Here is a 16,117-nt window from a genome sequence, read left to right as displayed (position 1 = left end):
TCAGCGCAGGACCTCTACGCTCAGCAAGGTCCATTCCGTGCCGCTCTGCTGCAGCATCGCGATCATGCGAGCTTCCTGCGACGCACCGCGATAGTCGAAGCGCCACAATCCATCACCGGCGGTCGCGGTCTCGACCTGGGCTTGCGGCCCCAGCGTCGCCGCTGCGCGCGCGGCCGCGTTGAGCATGTCGCTGCCCAGGTCCGCGGCGTTGAACTCGATGCGTAGCGCCGCAAGATCCTGCAGGCGTAGATGGCGCAGCAGCGTTCGCGCGGCATCCTGCGCGGGATCTTCAGCAAGCACGGGGGCCGGCGCTGGCGCCGCAGCGGCAGGCGCAGCGGCGGCGAATCCACTGGCCGCAAACGCTTTGCGCTCGCGCTGCATCGGCGCGCTGTCGGCACGTTGCTGCAGCATCTGCGGCTGCTGCGGCTGCTGCATCTGTTGCGTCTGCACCGGCGGCGCCGGACGCCCGACGCTGCGCGATTCCTCGAACTCGGCCTGCGCGCGCTTGGCCTGCGGCTCGCTGGCGGTATCGGCAAGCGCCTGTTGCTGCACTGCTTGCGCAGCGGGCGCTGCAATGCTCGCGGCGATCTCCGGCTTCGCACCGGCATCGGCATCGGCGGCCAGGCTTTCCGCCGGCGCGGAACGGACCACTGTGCGCTCGGTTTTCTGCCGGCTCTCATTCTCCGCGGCACGAAGCTCGGCGGCTGCCGATTCGTCGCGCTGCTGCTGCAGCTTCGCCTGAGGTGCCGGCGCGGGTGCGGACATCGGTGCCGATCGCTGCTGGCTTTCGACCGCGGCCCCGGCCGCGATTTCCGGCACCGCCTGATCGCGCAGCTGCCAGACCAGATTGACGCCGACCAGCATCGTCGCTGCCGTCGCAAGCGGGATCGCCCAGCGCCGGTTGCGCCGCCGCACAAACTGGCCGCGATTCGTTGCAAACGCCGACTGTAGCTGCTGCTGCGCGTGGGCGAGCACGGCGCTGTCGAGTTGCGGCGGCGTGATTTCGCGGCTTTGCGCGCGGTACTTCGTCGACAGCGGCGAGTCGCCGCCGAGATAGCGCTGCAGCTCGCGCTCTGCTTTGTCGTGTTCGGATTCAACGCTCACCGAGCACCTCCCTGAGTTTCGCCAGCGCATAGCGCAGACGGCTCTTGACCGTCTCGCGGCCGACGCCTTGGATCTCCGCGATCTCTTCGAGGCTCAGCTCGCGCTCTTCGCGCAGCACGATGATTTCGCGCTGTTCGCGCGGCAGTGTCGCCAGCGCCTGGAGCAGAGAGCGTGCGGTGTCGGCGCGTTCGGCCTGCATCTGCGGCTGCAGCTCCGCCGGCGCCGGCAGGTCTTCCGGCACCTCGTCGGTGGGACGCTGTTGGCGGTAGTGGTCCATCAGGCGATTGTGCGCGATACGAAACAGCCATGCGGTGAATGGCGCATCGTCGCGATACTGGCTGCGCGCCTGCACGAGGCTCTTCCAGACATCCTGGAACAGCTCGCCGGCATCGCTGGGGTCGACATGGCGCAGGAAGTAACGATACAGCGGGTCCTTGTGGCGGCGATACAGCAGCTCGAAAGCCGCCATATCGCCGCCGGCATAGGCCCGCATCAATGCGGCGTCCTGCGGCTCATCCGCAACGCTCGACGCCCTGATTGCCTGCAGCCCCTGCTCCACAGCGATGCACGCTCCCCTGCTGCTCGATCACTGGCTCCGCGCTGCCGCTCTGTTGCGTTGCGCTCAGCGCACGCGCCAGATCGACCAGCTGGACGAACTCACCGCGCCAGCCCTGTTCGTCGCTGCCGCGGGCGGCGCGCGCCAAACTGGCGACATCGGCATATCCGAAGTTCTCAGTGTAACGGCCACCGCGCAGCAATTGTCCGAACCCGGCAACGGCCGCCGCAAAGCGGTAGTCGGCGCTGGTGCCGGCCAGCGTGGACTGGATCTCGCTGCTCAGGATGGGCCGCTCGATGAGCTTGCTGGTTTCGCCGTCCGGCGCCTTGTAGCGCAGGCGCAGGAACGCCAGCTCGCTGGCCTTCGGCTGGTTGCGCACGGTCTGCTCATAGCGCAGCGCATCGTTGCGTACGCCCGCACTACCGACCAGCGCGATCTCGTACAGCGCGGTGACATTGTGGCCCGCACCGATCTCGCCGGCATCGATCTTGTCGTTGTTGAAATCCTCGCGCTTGAGCGCGCGATTCTCGTAGCCGATCAGCCGGTACTCGGCGACGACCGCCGGATTGAACTCGACCTGGATCTTGACGTCCTTGGCGATCGTCTGCAGCGTCGCGGCGCGTGAGTGCACCAGCGCGCGCTGCGCCTCGGCGAGGCTGTCGACGTAGCTGTAGTTGCCGTTGCCAGCATCGGCAAGCTGCTCCATCAGCTGATCGTTGTAGTTACCGGTGCCAAAGCCCAGCGTCGACAGTGCGATGCCGGTCTTGCGGCGCTGTTCGACCATGTCCTTGAGCTGCTCGAAGCTGACCGTGCCGACATTGAAATCACCGTCGGTCGCCAGCAGCACGCGGTTGATGCCGCCCTTGATATAGCCCTGCTGCGCCATCTTGTACGCCAAGTCGATGCCGGCGCCGCCGTTGGTGCTGCCACCGGCGGTCAGACGATCGATCGCCGCCGAAATCTTCGCGGTCTGGTTGGCCGGCGTCGGTTCGAGCACGACGCCGGTGGCGCCGGCATAGACGACGAGGCTGATGCGGTCGCGCGCCGACATCTCGTTGACCAGCAGCTTGAGCGCCGACTGCACCAGCGGCAGCTTGTCCGGATCGTTCATCGAACCGGAGACGTCGAGCAGGAACACCAGGTTCGACGGCGGCAGCTCGCCGGCCGGCTTCCAGCCCTGCAGGCCAATGCGCATCAGCCGCGTCTGCGGATTCCAGGGCGTAGCCGCGATCTCGACCTGGGTCGAGAACGGCGTGCCGATCTTCGACGGTGGCGCGTAGGCGTAGTCGAAATAATTGATCAGCTCCTCGACGCGCACCGCGTCTTCCGGCGGCAGCTGGCCGGCGCGCAGCAGGCGCCGCACGTTGCTGTAGGCTCCAGTGTCGACATCGATGCTGAACGTCGACACCGGCTGCTCGGCGGCACGCAGCAGGCCGTTGTCGTCGAAGTGCGCGTAGTTCTCCCGGTTCACATCGGCATACGGCATGACCGGCGACGGCGCGAAGGCGTAGCCCGCGACGGCCGCCGACTGCGCACGCATCAGCTTGTGCTGCCTGCCGCTGGCCGCTTGTTCTGCGCGCTTGGATTCAAGCATCGCCGGCTGCGCGGCATCGGCGCTGGCCAAGGCTTCCTGCGCCGGCAGAACCTTGCCCGCGTCGGCACGCTCTCGGACCTGCGGCAACTCCTGCTCGATCGACCGCGTTTTGGCATCGATCCGCGGCTCGCCCGGCGGCGGCTGTACCGCCGTCTGTGCGCAGGCAGCAACCAGCAGGGCGGTGCCTGCCATCCACAACATTTGTGCTTGTTTCATGACCGTTCTTCGGTGGGGGTGGTACCTGATAGAACGGCGCAGCGCGGCAAATGGGGTTAAAGCCGCGAAAATAACTTCGGCCGGGAGTTCGGATCATGCGAACATGACGGCCTGCACGACAGCGGAACGATCGATGAGCACTGCCCCCAGCCCGGTTCCCATAGCGTTTTCCAGCCACGGCACGACGGTGCGTGGTGCGCATTTCCTGCCTGCCGACGGCTCGATGAAACATGGCAACTCGACGCCCTGCGTCGTCATGGCTCATGGGCTCGGCGGCACGCGCGAAGCGCGCCTGGACGCCTATGCCGAGCGCTTCGCCGCCGCCGGCCTGCACGTCGTGGTCTTCGACTATCGCCATTTCGGCGCGTCGGACGGCGAGCCGCGCCAGCGCTTCAGCATCCGCGCGCAGCTTGACGACTGGGCCAATGCGATCGCCTTTGCACGCGCACTGGATGGTGTCGATGCCGACCGCATCGCGCTATGGGGCAGCTCGTTCTCCGGCGGGCATGTCGTCACCGTGGCTGCCGAGGACGGCCGCGTGCGCGCAGTCAGCGCGCAGGGACCGATGATGGATGGCCTGGCGGCGTTCATGAACATCTTCAGCTACGCGGGGCCGGTGCAGGCGCTGCGTCTGGCTGCGCATGCCTGCTGGGATGCACTCGGCATCATTGGTGGCCGACGCCACCTGATCCCGATCATCGGCGCGCCCGGCGATCTGGCCGTAATGACCAGCGCCGATTCGGTGTCCGGCTATCGCAGCATCGCGCCGGCGGACTGGAACAATTCGCTGACCGCCGCCTGGATGCTGGAATTTCCGCTGTATCGCCCCGTCAGCAAGGCCGACCAGCTGCCCTGCCCGATCCTGATCTGCATCTGCCAGAAGGACTCTGTCGCACCGCCGTCAGCGGCCGAGAAATGCGCACAGCGCGCCGGCGGCCGCGCCGAAGTGAAGCGCTACGACATCGGTCATTTCGATGTCTATATCGGCGACGGCTTCGAGCGCGCGGTCAGTGATCAGGTGGAGTTCTTTACGCGCCAGCTGCGTGCGCACCTCTTTGCGCCAGGACCGGAAGCCGCCGCCGCGGCTTCGGAGATCAGCGAGCTGGAATAGCGAATAGGAACCGTAGCCCCGCCTGCAGCGCTCGCTGCCTCGGGTTTCACCCGGGCTACGACGACTGCAGCTCAGCTGCGTAGGCTGGGATGAGCGCAGCGAATCCCAGCAGGCCCGGGTATGCGAGACGGCAAGCTGGGATTCGCTGCGCTCATCCCAGCCTACCGCTTTCTTGCGTGGACTAATCCGGCTTCGAGATCGCCCGCCACAGCATCTCGAACAGTACGTTGGCCTGCTTGGTCAGCGGTTCTTTCATGCCTCGGTGCACATAGCTCTGCGCGAGGCGGAACAGCACGCCCATGATGTAGTCGAGCAGCACCTTCTCGTCGACGCTGTCGTTGAGCACGCCGCGCATGCGGCCTTCGCCCAGAACGCGGATGAACGGTCCGAACAGTTCCGGGTTCTCGTACTGGCCCTGCTTGCGCCAGGTGTTGATGTAGACCGAGCTCATCATCAGCTGGACGATCTTCGGATTCTTCTCGGTGAAATCGAGAAAGACCCAGAACACCTTGCGCAGGCGCTCCTTGTAGTCCTCGATACCCTGCAGGTGATCGATCATCCGCGCCGAGAGCTTCGCGAGCCAGGCGTCGAGACTCGAGAACAGCAGCGCTTCCTTGCTGCCGTAGTACTTGTAGATCGTCTGCAGCGAGACATTCGCGCCGCGCGCGATCTCGATCAGGCCGACGCGATGGAACTCGCGTTCGGCAAAGACATCGAGCACGGCTTGCTCGATGCGCATCCGGGTTTCCGGATCGATCTGGCTCAGGTCCAGGCTGATGCTGTCGGCTTTCGCCATTCCCCGCTCTCCCACAAATGCCTCTCCAAACAAGGTCTCAGTAATGATTGTTACTGAGACATCTAGCGCGCCAAGGAATTGGCGATTGACCACCATAGCTAGGCTGATTAAGCTGCCGGCCGAGGCTATGGCGCACTCCGCCGGCTTTTGAGCCTCGCTCCCCACGCTCGCCAATGCGCGAATGGTAATTTCACTTACCGCGCACTGCAAGCATCGCGATCATCCGAAGTACGAGAGAACCATGGCCGAAGCATTCATTTATGACGCCGTGCGCACGCCGCGCGGCAAGGGCAAGAAAGACGGCAGCCTGCATCAGGTGACGCCGATCCATCTCGTCGCCAACCTGCTGTGGGCATTGCAGGAGCGCAACCCGAAACTCGATACCGCGCTGGTCGACGACCTTGTCCTCGGCTGCGTCACGCCGGTCGGCGAACAGGGCGCGGACATCGCGCGCGTTGCCGCGCTGTATGCCAACTGGGCCGAGACCGTGGCCGGCATCACCCAGTCGCGCTTCTGCGCGTCCGGCCTGGAATCGGTGAACCTCGCCGCGCAGAAGGTCATGTCCGGCATGGAAGACCTCGTCGTCGCCGGCGGCGTCGAAAGCATGTCGCGCTGGGCGATGGGCTCCGACGGCGGCGCCTGGGCGATGGACCCGCGCGTCAATCAGCAGACCGGCTTCGCGCCGCAGGGCATCGGCGCCGACACGATCGCGACGCTGGAAGGCTTCTCGCGCACCGACGTCGACAACTTCGCGCTGCGTTCGCAGCAGAAGGCCGCCAAGGCACGCGCCGAAGGCCGCTTCGCGAAGTCGCTGATTCCGGTCCGCGATCTCAACGGCATGGTCGTGCTCGATCATGACGAGTTCATCAAGCCCGACACCACGCTCGAAGGCCTCGCGCAGCTCAAGCCGTCGTTCGACCAGATGGGTCAGATGGGCTTCGACGCGACCGCGCTGCGCAAGTACACGACGCTGGAGAAGATCAACCACGTCCATCACGCCGGCAACTCGTCGGGCATCGTCGATGGCGCGGCACTGATGCTGATCGGCAGCAAGAAGATGGGCAAGAAGCTCGGCCTGACGCCGCGCGCGCGCATCGTGCAGACCGCGGTCATCGGCTCGGAGCCGACGATCATGCTGACCGGCATCGGCCCGGCGTCGAAGAAGGCGCTCGCGCGTGCGGGCATGGACGCCAAGAACATCGACCTGTTCGAGATCAACGAAGCCTTCGCTGCCGTCGTGCTGCGTGCGCAGCGCGATCTGGGCATCGACCCGGACAAGGTCAACGTCAACGGCGGCTCGATCGCGCTCGGCCATCCGCTGGGCGCTACCGGCTGCGCAATCCTCGGCACCCTGCTCGACGAGCTGGAGCGCCAGGACAAGCAGACCGGTCTGGCCTCGCTGTGCGTCGGCGCCGGCATGGGCATCGCCACGATCATCGAGCGCGTGTAACGCGCCTCACCTCATTATCAGGAACCGAACAATGAGTGCTGTGAAAATTGACAAGGATGCAGACGGCATCGTCACGCTGACGCTGGACATGCCGGGCCGTTCGATGAACGTGCTCAATGAAGAACTGACCGTGCCGTTCGCCGCGGCGATCACGCAGATCGAAGGCGACGCGACGGTCAAGGGCGTGATCATCACGTCCGGCAAGAAGGAATTCCTTGCCGGCGCCGACATCGAGGGCGTCTTCGCGATCACCGATCCGGCCATCGCTTTTGAGCTCGCCGAAACCTACAAGGCTTTCCTGCGCCGCCTCGAAAAGTGCGGCCGCCCCGTCGTCGCCGCGCTCAACGGCACCGCGCTCGGCGGCGGCCTCGAACTCGCGCTGGCCTGCCATTACCGCATCGCGATCAACGATCCGAAGGCCAAGTTCGGCCTGCCGGAAGTCAAGCTCGGCCTGCTGCCGGGCGGCGGCGGCACGCAGCGTCTGCCGCGTCTGATCGGCATCCAGGCTTCGTTGCCGCTGATGCTCGAAGGCAAGGAACTGAAGGCCGAGCAGGCCAAGCAGCAGGGCGTCATCCACGAACTCGCCAACGACCGCGACGACATGTTCGCCAAGGCGCGGGCATGGATCCTCGCCAACCCGAAGCCGGTTCAGCCCTGGGACGACAAGAAGTTCAAGTGGCCGGGCGGCGATTCGAAGTCGCCGGCGAACGCGCAGCTGTGGGCGATTGCACCGTCGATGGCTTCGGCCAAGACCTACGGCAACATGCCGGCGCCGACCAACATCATGTCCTGCGTGTTCGAAGGCGGCATCACCGACTTCGACACCGGCTGCATCGTCGAGTCGCGCTACTTCGCCAACCTGGTCGTCTCGCAGGTGTCGAAGAACATGATCGGCACGCTGTGGTTCCAGCTCAACGGCATCAACAAGGGCAGCTCGCGCCCGCAGGGTCCTGAGCGTTCGGCGGTCAAGAAGCTCGGCATCCTCGGCGCCGGCATGATGGGCGCCGGCATTGCGTACTCGTCGGCCAAGGTCGGTATCGAGGTCGTGCTGCTCGACACGACGCAGGACGCCGCCGACAAGGGCAAGGCCTACTCGGCCTGTCTGCTCGACAAGGACATCAAGAAGGGCCGCCAGACGCAGGAAGGCAAGGACCAGTTCCTCGGCCGCATCAAGGCGACGACCAGCTACGACGATCTCAAGGGCTGCGACCTGATCATCGAAGCGGTGTTCGAGGATCGCAAGATCAAGGCCGATGTTACGCGCAAGGCCGAAGCCCAGCTCGCCAAGACCGCGGTGTTCGCGTCGAACACCTCGACGTTGCCGATCACCGGCCTCGCGGAAGCCAGCGAGCGGCCGAAGAACTTCATCGGCCTGCACTTCTTCTCGCCGGTCGACAAGATGCCGCTGGTCGAGATCATCAAGGGCAAGAAGACCAGCGTCGAGACGCTCGCGCGCGGCTTCGACTTCGTGCAGCAGATCAAGAAGACGCCGATCGTCGTCAACGATTCGCGCGGCTTCTACACCTCGCGCTGCTTCGCGACCTACCCGATGGAAGGCCTGACCCTGCTCGCCGAAGGCCAGCATCCGCGTTCGATCGAAGTGGCGGGCCTGCAGGCCGGCATGCCGGTCGGCCCGCTCGCGCTGCAGGACGAGGTCTCGCTGTCGCTGTCGATGCACGTGCTCGAACAGACGCGCAAGGACTATGCGGCCGAAGGCAAGACGGTTGCCGAGCATCCGGGCGTTGCGGTTGTCGAGAAGATGGTCAAGCAGCTCGACCGCGTCGGCAAGAAGGCCGGCAAGGGTTTCTACGACTATCCGGCCTCCGGCCAGAAGTCGCTGTGGCCGGAACTGATGAAGCACTTCCCGCTTGCCGAACAGCAGCTGCCGCAGCAGGAAATGATCGACCGCATGATGTATGCGCAGGCCAATGAAGCGGCCAAGTGCCATGAGGAAGGCGTCGTCGAAACCGTCGCCGACACCAACATCGGTTCGATCTTCGGCTGGGGCTTCGCGCCGCACCAGGGCGGCGCGCTGCAGTTCATCAACGCGGTGGGCCTCGAGAAGTTCGTCAAGCGCAGCAAGGAACTCGAGAAGAAGTACGGCGCGCGCTTCAAGCCGGCGAAGATTCTCGTCAAGATGGCCAAGGAAGGAACCCGTTTCAATGCTTAACACTGCACTTGCACAAGGCAGCTACGTCACCGACGAGCTGCGCATGTTCCAGGAGACGGCGCGTCGCTTCATGCAGACCGAAGTCGGCCCCAATGTCGCGCGCTGGGACGAACAGGGTTGCGTCGATCGCGATCTGTGGACCAAGGCCGGCGCGCTCGGGCTGCTGTGCCCGAGCGTGCCGTCCGAGTACGGCGGCGGCGATGGCAACGTTGCGTTCGAGAAGGTGCTGATTGAGGAACAGGCCAAGGTCGGCTGCTCCTCGTGGGGCCTGTCGTTGCATAACGGCATCGTCGCGCATTACATCCTCCACTACGGCAGCGAGGCGCAGAAGAAGGCCTGGCTGCCGAAGCTGGCATCCGGCGAATGGGTCGGCGCGATCGCGATGACCGAACCGGGCACCGGCTCGGACCTGCAGAGCGTGCGCACGACGGCGATCGCCGAAGGCGACGAGTACGTCGTCAACGGCCAGAAGGTGTTCATCACCAACGGCCAGCAGGCGAACATCATCATCGTCGTTGCCAAGACCAATCCGAACGACAAGGCCAAGGGCATCTCGCTGGTCGTCGTCGAAGCCGACAATTGCGAAGGCTTCCGCCGCGGACGCAACCTCGAGAAGGTCGGCATGCACGGCCAGGACACTTCGGAGCTGTTCTTCGAGAACGTACGCATCCCGAAGACCAACCTGCTCGGCAAGGGCGAAGGCATGGGCTTCATGCAGCTGATGGAACAGCTGCCGCAGGAGCGCTTGATCGTCGCCTGGGCCGCCGTTTCGGCGATCGAGCTGGCGCTGGATCTGACGACCACTTACGTCAAGGACCGCAAGGCCTTCGGCAAGCGTGTCATCGATTTCCAGAACACGCGCTTCAAGCTCGCCGAAGCCCGCACCGAGGCGATGCTGGGCCGCATCCTCGTCGAGAAATGCACCGAACTGCTGCTCAACAAGAAGCTCGATGCAGTGACGGCGGCGATGGCCAAGTACTGGACGACCGACAAGCAGTTCGAGATTGCCGATCTGTGCCTGCAGCTGCATGGCGGCTACGGCTACATGGATGAGTATCCGATCTCGCGGCTGTGGCGCGACTCGCGCGTGCAGCGCATCTACGGCGGCACCAACGAGATCATGAAGGAATTGATCGGGCGTTTTCTGTAAGGCAAAGCGCCGATCCCAAAGGCGGCGCGATGAAGCGAGGCAGGCCAGCGATGGCCTGCCTTTTTTGTGCCTGCCGCTTGCCGCGCACCCAACCCCGGCGTTTAATCGGGCATGCACACGGCGCGCCTGATCACAATCCCGATGAGCCACTACTGCGAGAAGGCACGCTGGGGTCTTGCGCATGCGGGCGTCGATTACGTCGAGGAAGCGCATCTGCAGCTCATGCACTACCGGGCCGTGCGGCGCTACAGCCGCAGCGGCACGGTGCCGGTGCTGCTTGCAGGCCGTGACGTCATCGCCGATTCGACGGCGATCCTGCAGTTCCTCGATCGCAGGCTGCCGCTGGATCGCCAGCTCTACCCTGCCTCGCAGCGCGCCGAGATCGAAGCCCTGGAAACCCGCTTCGATGAGGACCTTGGCGTCGCCACCCGACGCTGGGTCTATCTGCACTTCATGGCGCAACCGGCCGGCACCGTGCTCAGAACAGCCGGACAGGGCACGCCGGGCTGGCAGCGTGCGCTCGCACCGCTGCTGTTTCCGCTGCTCAAGCGCATGTTGACCCGCAAGCTCGATCTCTCGCCCGCAAGAATCCAGGCAGACCTTGAAACGATTGCGTTGATCTTCGATGAAGTGGCGCAGCAACTCGCCGATGGCCGGCCGTATCTGTGCGGCACGCGGTTCACGGCCGCTGACCTGACGTTCGCGTGCATGGCGGCGCCGATCCTGTTGCCACCCGAGTATGGAATCCGTTTGCCCACGCCCGCCGAGTCACCCGCTGCTGCATGGGCGGACATCGAAAGATTCCGCACCCATCCCGCCGGACAGTTTGCGCTGCGGTTGTTCCGGCTCCGCGCATCAAACAGATGTTGATCGCAGCGGTGCTGCTGTTCCTCGCGTATGAAGTGATCGCAGCGATGGGCTATTCATCGGACTGAAATCCGCATGCTCGCGGCTGAACGACAGATGATCGGCGCAGCTCAGTCGGAGTTCAGCTGCCGCCCCTAAGGTGACTCCATCGAGCGGAAACGCTCATGAGACAGATGGGTGATTTATGAACGCAGTGACAGCAGCGATTGCAGGCGGCGTTGCAGCCGGTCTGGTCGTGACCTCGGCCATGGTGTTCGCGCTCCGTGACGACGACGGCAAGCCTACGGAAGTGGCAGCCACCAAGACGGTCTGCACTGAAGAGCAGGTCGTCACCGAGAAGAAATGGGGTACCAATTCGGTGGCAGGCACGGTACTCGGCGGCGTTGCCGGCGCCGTGGTCGGTCATCAGATCGGCAGCGGCCGCGGCAACGATGCGGCCACCGCCGTCGGTGCGGTCGGCGGCGCCGTCGCGGGCAACAAGATTGCGCGCAGCAAGTATCCGGACCAGGAAGTCAGCACTCGCCAGAACTGCCGCGAAGTGCCGGTGGACTGAGCGGATTCCGACGGTGGTCGTTGTAGAGGGCAAGCCATCGCGCTTGCCCTTTCTTCGTTCTAGTCTACGAGCATCACCCGCGCTGCGTTGCGCCCGGGCGCGCCGCTGACGCCGCCGCCGGGATGCGCGCCGGCACCGCAGAGATACAGCCCGCGCAACGGCGTGCGGTAGTCGCTCCAGCCCGGCACCGGCCGGAAGCCGAACAACTGGTGCAGCGGCATCGCGCCGTGAAAGATGTTGCCGCCGGTCAGGCCGAAGCGGCGCTCCAGGTCGAGCGGCGAAAGGATCTGACGATGCAGCACCGAAGCAGCGAAGTTCGGCGCGTAACGGTTCACCGTGTCGATGCAACGCTGCGCAAAAGCGTCCTTGCGCTCATCCCAATCGCCACTGGCGAGCCGGTACGGCGCGTACTGCACGAACATCTGCACGATGTGGTGGCCATCCGGCGCCAGAGTACGGTCGACCGAGGTCGGAATCGTCAGCTCGACGACCGGCTCGCTGGAAGGCTCGCCGCGCCGCGCGTCCTCGTACGCACGTTCGAGATACTCGACGGTCGGACTGATGTGGATCGTGCCGCGATGCTGCGGGCCGACTTCGCGGCGGCCCGGCATGCAGCTGAAATCCGGCAGCTCGGCAACCGCGAGATTGATCTTCATCACCGCGCTCGAATAATCGATGCGCGCGACGGCTTCGTTGAATGCGGCTGGCAGATGCTCGGCGGCGAGCAATTTGCGGAAGGTGACTTCCGGCGTCGCGTTCGATGCGAACATCTTCGCCGCGATGCGTTCGCCGGACTTCAGGCGGACCGCAACCGCGCGCTCGTCGCGCACTTCGATCTCGGCCACTTCGGCCTCGGTGCGAATTTCGACACCCGCCGCCATCGCCGACCGCGCCAGCGCCTGGCTCAGCGCACCCATGCCGCCTTCGACATAGCCCCAGACGCCGCGCGCACCGCCGGCCGTGCCCATGACGTGATGCAACAGCACATAGCCGGTCCCAGGCGCGGACGGCGGCGCGAACGCGCCGATGATCGCGTCGGTCGCCAGCGTGACCTTGAGCGCTTCGGACTCGAACCAGCGATCGAGGATCGGTCGCGCTGGTCCGGTCAGCAGCTCCAGCGCGGCGGGCAGATCGGCACCGAGCTTCTTCAGGCTGCGATGGAATTTCAGCGCGCGATGCAGATTGGCGATGCGATCGCGCAGGCCGCGGCGGCGGAACGACGCCGGCAAGGGCAGCAGGTCGGGCGGAATGTCTTCGAGCGCGGGCTCCAGCGCCTCGGCAACGCGCGTCAGCCAGGCCTCGTAGCGCGGGTAAACATCGGCGTCTCGCTTCGAGAACTGCGCGATCTGCTGCTGGTTGAACGCGGCGTCCGCGCCCATCAGCAGCGAGCGGCCATCCGGCAGCGGCGTGAACGACGAGGGATTGCGATTGAGTACCTTGTAGCCATGCGCACGCAGCTGCAGGTCCTGCTCGACCTGCGGCAACAGCAGCGAGATCAGGTAGGACGCCGTCGAGGCGCGATAGCCGGGTGCGATCTCTTCGCTGATCGCGGCGCCGCCGACCGTATGATGCCGCTCCAGCACCAGCACCTTGCGTCCGGCGCGCGCCAGGTAGTTGGCGCAGACCAGGCCGTTGTGACCGCCACCGACGATGACGCAATCAAGCTGGCGCGCGGACTCAGTCATCGGCTTTCTCGTACCCGACGCGGTGCACCCACGAGCCGCGATCTTCATAAGGCATCGTCATGCAGGAGGTGCCGGGAATCGTGTCCGAGCCCGGGCCGATGACGCCGGACAGCGAGCACAGTTCGGAGCGCGGATGGATGCGGCGGAAGTTCTGCAGGTCGCCCAGCGTGATGTCGATGACATTGCCGGCGAGCGCTCGCAAGCCGCGATCGAGCGCCGCGAGGATGATCGCATCGCGCTCGCGGCCGCCGCTGTAGTCGCGGCGCAACGCAAGGCCCGAGTGCGCGGGGTCGAGCACGCGCAACACCAGGTTGTCCATGCCGCTCTGGTCGAACACATGACTGCCGACGCCGGCGACACGCCCGTAGATCGTCAGACCGGCTTCGGGGTCAGGATTGTTCGGGTCCGGATCGGCGACGCCGGGATCGATGACGTTGTCGCGCAGACTACCGAACAGCTCATCGCGCAAGCCGACAACGATCGCATCGAAGATCGTCGGCGCCGGTCCATCGCGCGTTTCCTCGTCGTCGATGTCCTGCGTGGGGCCGAAGGCCACACCGTCCCAGGCCAGCACCAGATCCAGCGCGCCGCGCTGCACTTCGTTGAGTTCGGCGGACTTGCGTGCGTAGAAGGCACGCAGCAGCGGCAGATACTCGCGCGCACGGTGATCGCGAATGCCGTGGTGCCGGTCGATCTCGCGCAGATCGGTGAACTGCCAATCGCTGCGCGTCGCCAGCTTGTCGAGGATGCTCGTCACGCGCTGGCCCGGACCGCCGGGACGCGAGGTGGAGCCCAGGCCTTCGCCGTCGAGCCAGCCGTAGGCCGGCTTGTTGTTCCAGTTGGCGAGATAGCCCTGTGCCGGATCGATCGCGTGCGGCAGTTCGTCGAAGGCCAGCGGCGCGCCGAAATCGAACTCGCCGGTGCCGGGAATCGGCAGACGCATGTCGGTCTGCGGCGAGCGTCGCAGGAACGCACCCGGATGGAAGTATGCGATGTGGCCGTCGCGTGTCGCGACGGTGACGTTCTCGTTCCAGGTCACCTTCGCGGTGGCCGCTTCGAACTCCTCGAAACTCTTCGCCTTGGACCAGGCGGCAACGCCTTCGATGGTCTCAAGCTCGCGGCGGTACATCGCGTACTGCACGCTGCGTGCGAGACCCGCGGCTTCGTCGCTGGCGACGATGGGGCCGTGCACGGTGCGGCAAACGCGTGCGCTCGCATTGAGAATCGCCGGCCCGGCCGGAATGCCCTGCGCCGCGGCGCGATAGGCAATGCGCTCGTCGCGGCAATCCATGTCCTTCCATGCGCCGTTGTGGAAGTACTGCTCGGCGGCGCAGGTGCCGGCGCTTTGCTGCGCCGTCGAGCAGACGGTCTCGATGAAGGAGTCGATCGTCTTGCTGTAGCCGGTCGTCAGTCCCCAGGCGGCATGCTCGCTGTAGCCGATGCCAACGGCCGGCAGCATCGGCACCGACGAGCCGCGCGCGTTGTACTCGCCGCTGTGCACTTCAAACTCGACGAGCAGCAGCGGATAACCGTAACCGAGCTGCGGCCCGCTGAGCATCAAGGTGCCGCCATCGCGGGTGCGCGATGGGCCGATCGCATAGGCCATGCTGCCGCCGTGCATGTGATCGCGCAGTTCGATCAGCGCCTGCGTGACCTTGCGCACGGCGAGGCGTGCCTGCTCGGCGCGCTGCGCATCGCTGATCGCGCTCTTCTTGCTGCTCGCCTTCGCCGCGCTGCCCTTCGGCAGCGGCTTGACGATCACCTCACCGCCGGCGCCCATGCCCCCGGACGGCAGACGCAGGCGCTTGATCGGCAGATTGCAGGGAAACGGATCCGGCGCGTGACCGGTGCCCGGCCCTTTCCACAAGGTCTCCGGCAAGCTCAGCGCCCAGTCCGCGGTGCGGCGGAACACCGCTTCGCGGCCTTCGGGCGCTTCGGCCTGGTTTGAGAACGTCCCGGACTCGCGCGGCACGCTGACGACCGCCTTCGGGTCTTCGAGCCAGGTCATGTCGAGGAAGGCCTTGTACGCCTCCTCGCGCGAGCCGTATTCGACTTCCAGCTGCTTGAGCGCCTGGATGTTGAGGAATTCGTTGGCGCCCTCGGAGGCGACGAAGCGCGTGATGTAGACGCCCGAGGCGAGCACGTCCTTCACCGTGAACGGTGCTGGCGTCGTCGTCAGCAGCACGTACTCGGCAGGCAGCAAGGTCGGATTCGCCAGCGCCTTCTCGCGCCAGGCATTGGCGCCGTCCACATAGCCGAGCACCGCCTGTTGCGCATCGGGCGATGCGGCATCGAAGAAGCCCTGATACTCGGCATCGGTGTAAGTCAGGATGCGCTGCTGGATATCGCCGGCAACACCGCCGCAGCCGGTCAGTTCGGAGAAGGTGCCGGCACCCATGCGCCGCACCGCGTCCATCAGGAACAGGCGATCCTGTGCAACGGCGTAACCGACACCGAACCAGGCATCGCGCAAATCATCGGCGTAGACAATCGGCACGCCGTAGCTGTCGCGATAGATCTCGACGCCGTCACGCGGAATCTCCGGCGTGCCGGGCTTGGTCCCGAGCGCGCCCGGCTTCGCATCGAAGCTCCAGTACATGCGGCGCTGGTCGTCGATGTGCGGACCGTAGTCGGCCGGATTGCCGGTCAGCAGGCCTTGCGCCTGCCCAGTCAGCGAAACGAATCCGGACTGCCCCGGCGGCAAGGCGTTCTCTGCCTTGAGGACCAGATCGAGCGGCACCGGCGATGGCGTTCCGCCGGAGTTCCGCGGTGCTTCGGATTGACCGCAGGCGACGAGCAGCGTCGCCAGACACGCGGCTGCCGTCAGTTTCTGAATGTTTGGGTTCACTGCGCGCCCCTTGGCTA

General features: G+C 65.5%; 12 protein-coding genes. 6 read left to right on the top strand and 6 right to left on the bottom strand.

Annotated features, from left to right (window positions below):
- Genes AC3WUF_RS06115 through AC3WUF_RS06105 form a run of 3 tightly spaced genes read right to left on the bottom strand, consistent with a single transcriptional unit; the run spans position 1 to position 3,470 of the window.
- Complete coding sequence (locus AC3WUF_RS06115; protein ID WP_492423453.1) at positions 1-1,104, bottom strand: hypothetical protein; 1,104 nt, start codon at positions 1,102-1,104, stop codon at positions 1-3.
- On the bottom strand, positions 1,094-1,597 hold the full coding sequence (locus AC3WUF_RS06110) for a sigma-70 family RNA polymerase sigma factor (protein ID WP_492423451.1): 504 nt from the start codon (positions 1,595-1,597) through the stop codon (positions 1,094-1,096). Before AC3WUF_RS06110 ends, AC3WUF_RS06115 begins: the two co-directional genes overlap by 11 nt.
- Positions 1,598-1,616: 19 nt before the next feature.
- Complete coding sequence (locus AC3WUF_RS06105; protein WP_492423449.1) at positions 1,617-3,470, bottom strand: vWA domain-containing protein; 1,854 nt, start codon at positions 3,468-3,470, stop codon at positions 1,617-1,619.
- Between the two features lie 133 nt (positions 3,471-3,603).
- Here AC3WUF_RS06105 and AC3WUF_RS06100 point away from each other — a divergent pair, with 133 nt between their 5' ends.
- Positions 3,604-4,581 carry an alpha/beta hydrolase gene (locus AC3WUF_RS06100; protein ID WP_492423447.1) on the top strand — a complete coding sequence of 326 codons (978 nt, stop codon included), beginning with the start codon at positions 3,604-3,606 and terminating at the stop codon, positions 4,579-4,581.
- A 181-nt stretch (positions 4,582-4,762) separates the two neighbouring features.
- On the opposite strand, the gene AC3WUF_RS06095 is transcribed toward AC3WUF_RS06100, so the two are convergent.
- A complete protein-coding gene (locus AC3WUF_RS06095; RefSeq protein WP_492423445.1) occupies positions 4,763-5,377 on the bottom strand; it encodes a TetR/AcrR family transcriptional regulator in 615 nt (204 codons plus the stop codon).
- 241 nt (positions 5,378-5,618) lie between these two features.
- On the opposite strand from AC3WUF_RS06095, the gene AC3WUF_RS06090 reads away from it, so the two are divergent.
- From AC3WUF_RS06090 to AC3WUF_RS06070, 5 genes are all read left to right on the top strand, one after another.
- Positions 5,619-6,827: an acetyl-CoA C-acetyltransferase gene (locus AC3WUF_RS06090; protein ID WP_492423443.1), complete on the top strand. Its 1,209-nt coding sequence runs from the start codon at positions 5,619-5,621 to the stop codon at positions 6,825-6,827.
- Positions 6,828-6,858: 31 nt separating this feature from the next.
- A complete protein-coding gene (locus AC3WUF_RS06085; RefSeq protein WP_492423441.1) occupies positions 6,859-8,997 on the top strand; it encodes a 3-hydroxyacyl-CoA dehydrogenase NAD-binding domain-containing protein in 2,139 nt (712 codons plus the stop codon).
- Entirely contained in the window at positions 8,990-10,147 is a 1,158-nt protein-coding gene (locus AC3WUF_RS06080) for an acyl-CoA dehydrogenase family protein (RefSeq protein WP_492423439.1), read from the top strand. Before AC3WUF_RS06085 ends, AC3WUF_RS06080 begins: the two co-directional genes overlap by 8 nt.
- A gap of 111 nt (positions 10,148-10,258) precedes the next feature.
- On the top strand, positions 10,259-11,017 hold the full coding sequence (locus tag AC3WUF_RS06075; RefSeq protein ID WP_492423437.1) for a glutathione S-transferase family protein: 759 nt from the start codon (positions 10,259-10,261) through the stop codon (positions 11,015-11,017).
- Positions 11,018-11,198: 181 nt separating this feature from the next.
- Positions 11,199-11,567, top strand: a complete 369-nt coding sequence (locus AC3WUF_RS06070; RefSeq protein ID WP_492423435.1) for a glycine zipper 2TM domain-containing protein — start codon at positions 11,199-11,201, stop codon at positions 11,565-11,567.
- A 59-nt stretch (positions 11,568-11,626) separates the two neighbouring features.
- On the opposite strand, the gene AC3WUF_RS06065 is transcribed toward AC3WUF_RS06070, so the two are convergent.
- Both AC3WUF_RS06065 and AC3WUF_RS06060 read right to left on the bottom strand, forming a co-directional pair.
- Positions 11,627-13,252: a phytoene desaturase family protein gene (locus AC3WUF_RS06065; RefSeq protein ID WP_492423433.1), complete on the bottom strand. Its 1,626-nt coding sequence runs from the start codon at positions 13,250-13,252 to the stop codon at positions 11,627-11,629.
- Complete coding sequence (locus AC3WUF_RS06060; RefSeq protein ID WP_492423431.1) at positions 13,245-16,100, bottom strand: penicillin acylase family protein; 2,856 nt, start codon at positions 16,098-16,100, stop codon at positions 13,245-13,247. The genes AC3WUF_RS06065 and AC3WUF_RS06060 overlap by 8 nt, the downstream gene beginning before the upstream one ends.
- Positions 16,101-16,117: the final 17 nt, after the last annotated feature.

This window comes from Fontimonas sp. FW305-C-3 (genome assembly GCF_058783185.1).
This window is presented reverse-complemented; position numbering and strand designations above follow the sequence as displayed.

Excerpts from the sequence above, each read along its gene's own strand:
- AC3WUF_RS06065 (WP_492423433.1), bottom strand. The coding sequence starts at position 13,252 with ATGACTGAGTCCGCGCGCCAGCTTGATTGCGTCATCGTCGGTGGCGGT.
- AC3WUF_RS06075 (WP_492423437.1), top strand. The coding sequence starts at position 10,259 with ATGCACACGGCGCGCCTGATCACAATCCCGATGAGCCACTACTGCGAG.
- AC3WUF_RS06070 (WP_492423435.1), top strand. The coding sequence starts at position 11,199 with ATGAACGCAGTGACAGCAGCGATTGCAGGCGGCGTTGCAGCCGGTCTG.
- AC3WUF_RS06085 (WP_492423441.1), top strand. The coding sequence starts at position 6,859 with ATGAGTGCTGTGAAAATTGACAAGGATGCAGACGGCATCGTCACGCTG.
- AC3WUF_RS06110 (WP_492423451.1), bottom strand. The coding sequence starts at position 1,597 with ATGCGGGCCTATGCCGGCGGCGATATGGCGGCTTTCGAGCTGCTGTAT.
- AC3WUF_RS06095 (WP_492423445.1), bottom strand. The coding sequence starts at position 5,377 with ATGGCGAAAGCCGACAGCATCAGCCTGGACCTGAGCCAGATCGATCCG.
- AC3WUF_RS06090 (WP_492423443.1), top strand. The coding sequence starts at position 5,619 with ATGGCCGAAGCATTCATTTATGACGCCGTGCGCACGCCGCGCGGCAAG.
- AC3WUF_RS06105 (WP_492423449.1), bottom strand. The coding sequence starts at position 3,470 with ATGAAACAAGCACAAATGTTGTGGATGGCAGGCACCGCCCTGCTGGTT.
- AC3WUF_RS06100 (WP_492423447.1), top strand. The coding sequence starts at position 3,604 with ATGAGCACTGCCCCCAGCCCGGTTCCCATAGCGTTTTCCAGCCACGGC.
- AC3WUF_RS06080 (WP_492423439.1), top strand. The coding sequence starts at position 8,990 with ATGCTTAACACTGCACTTGCACAAGGCAGCTACGTCACCGACGAGCTG.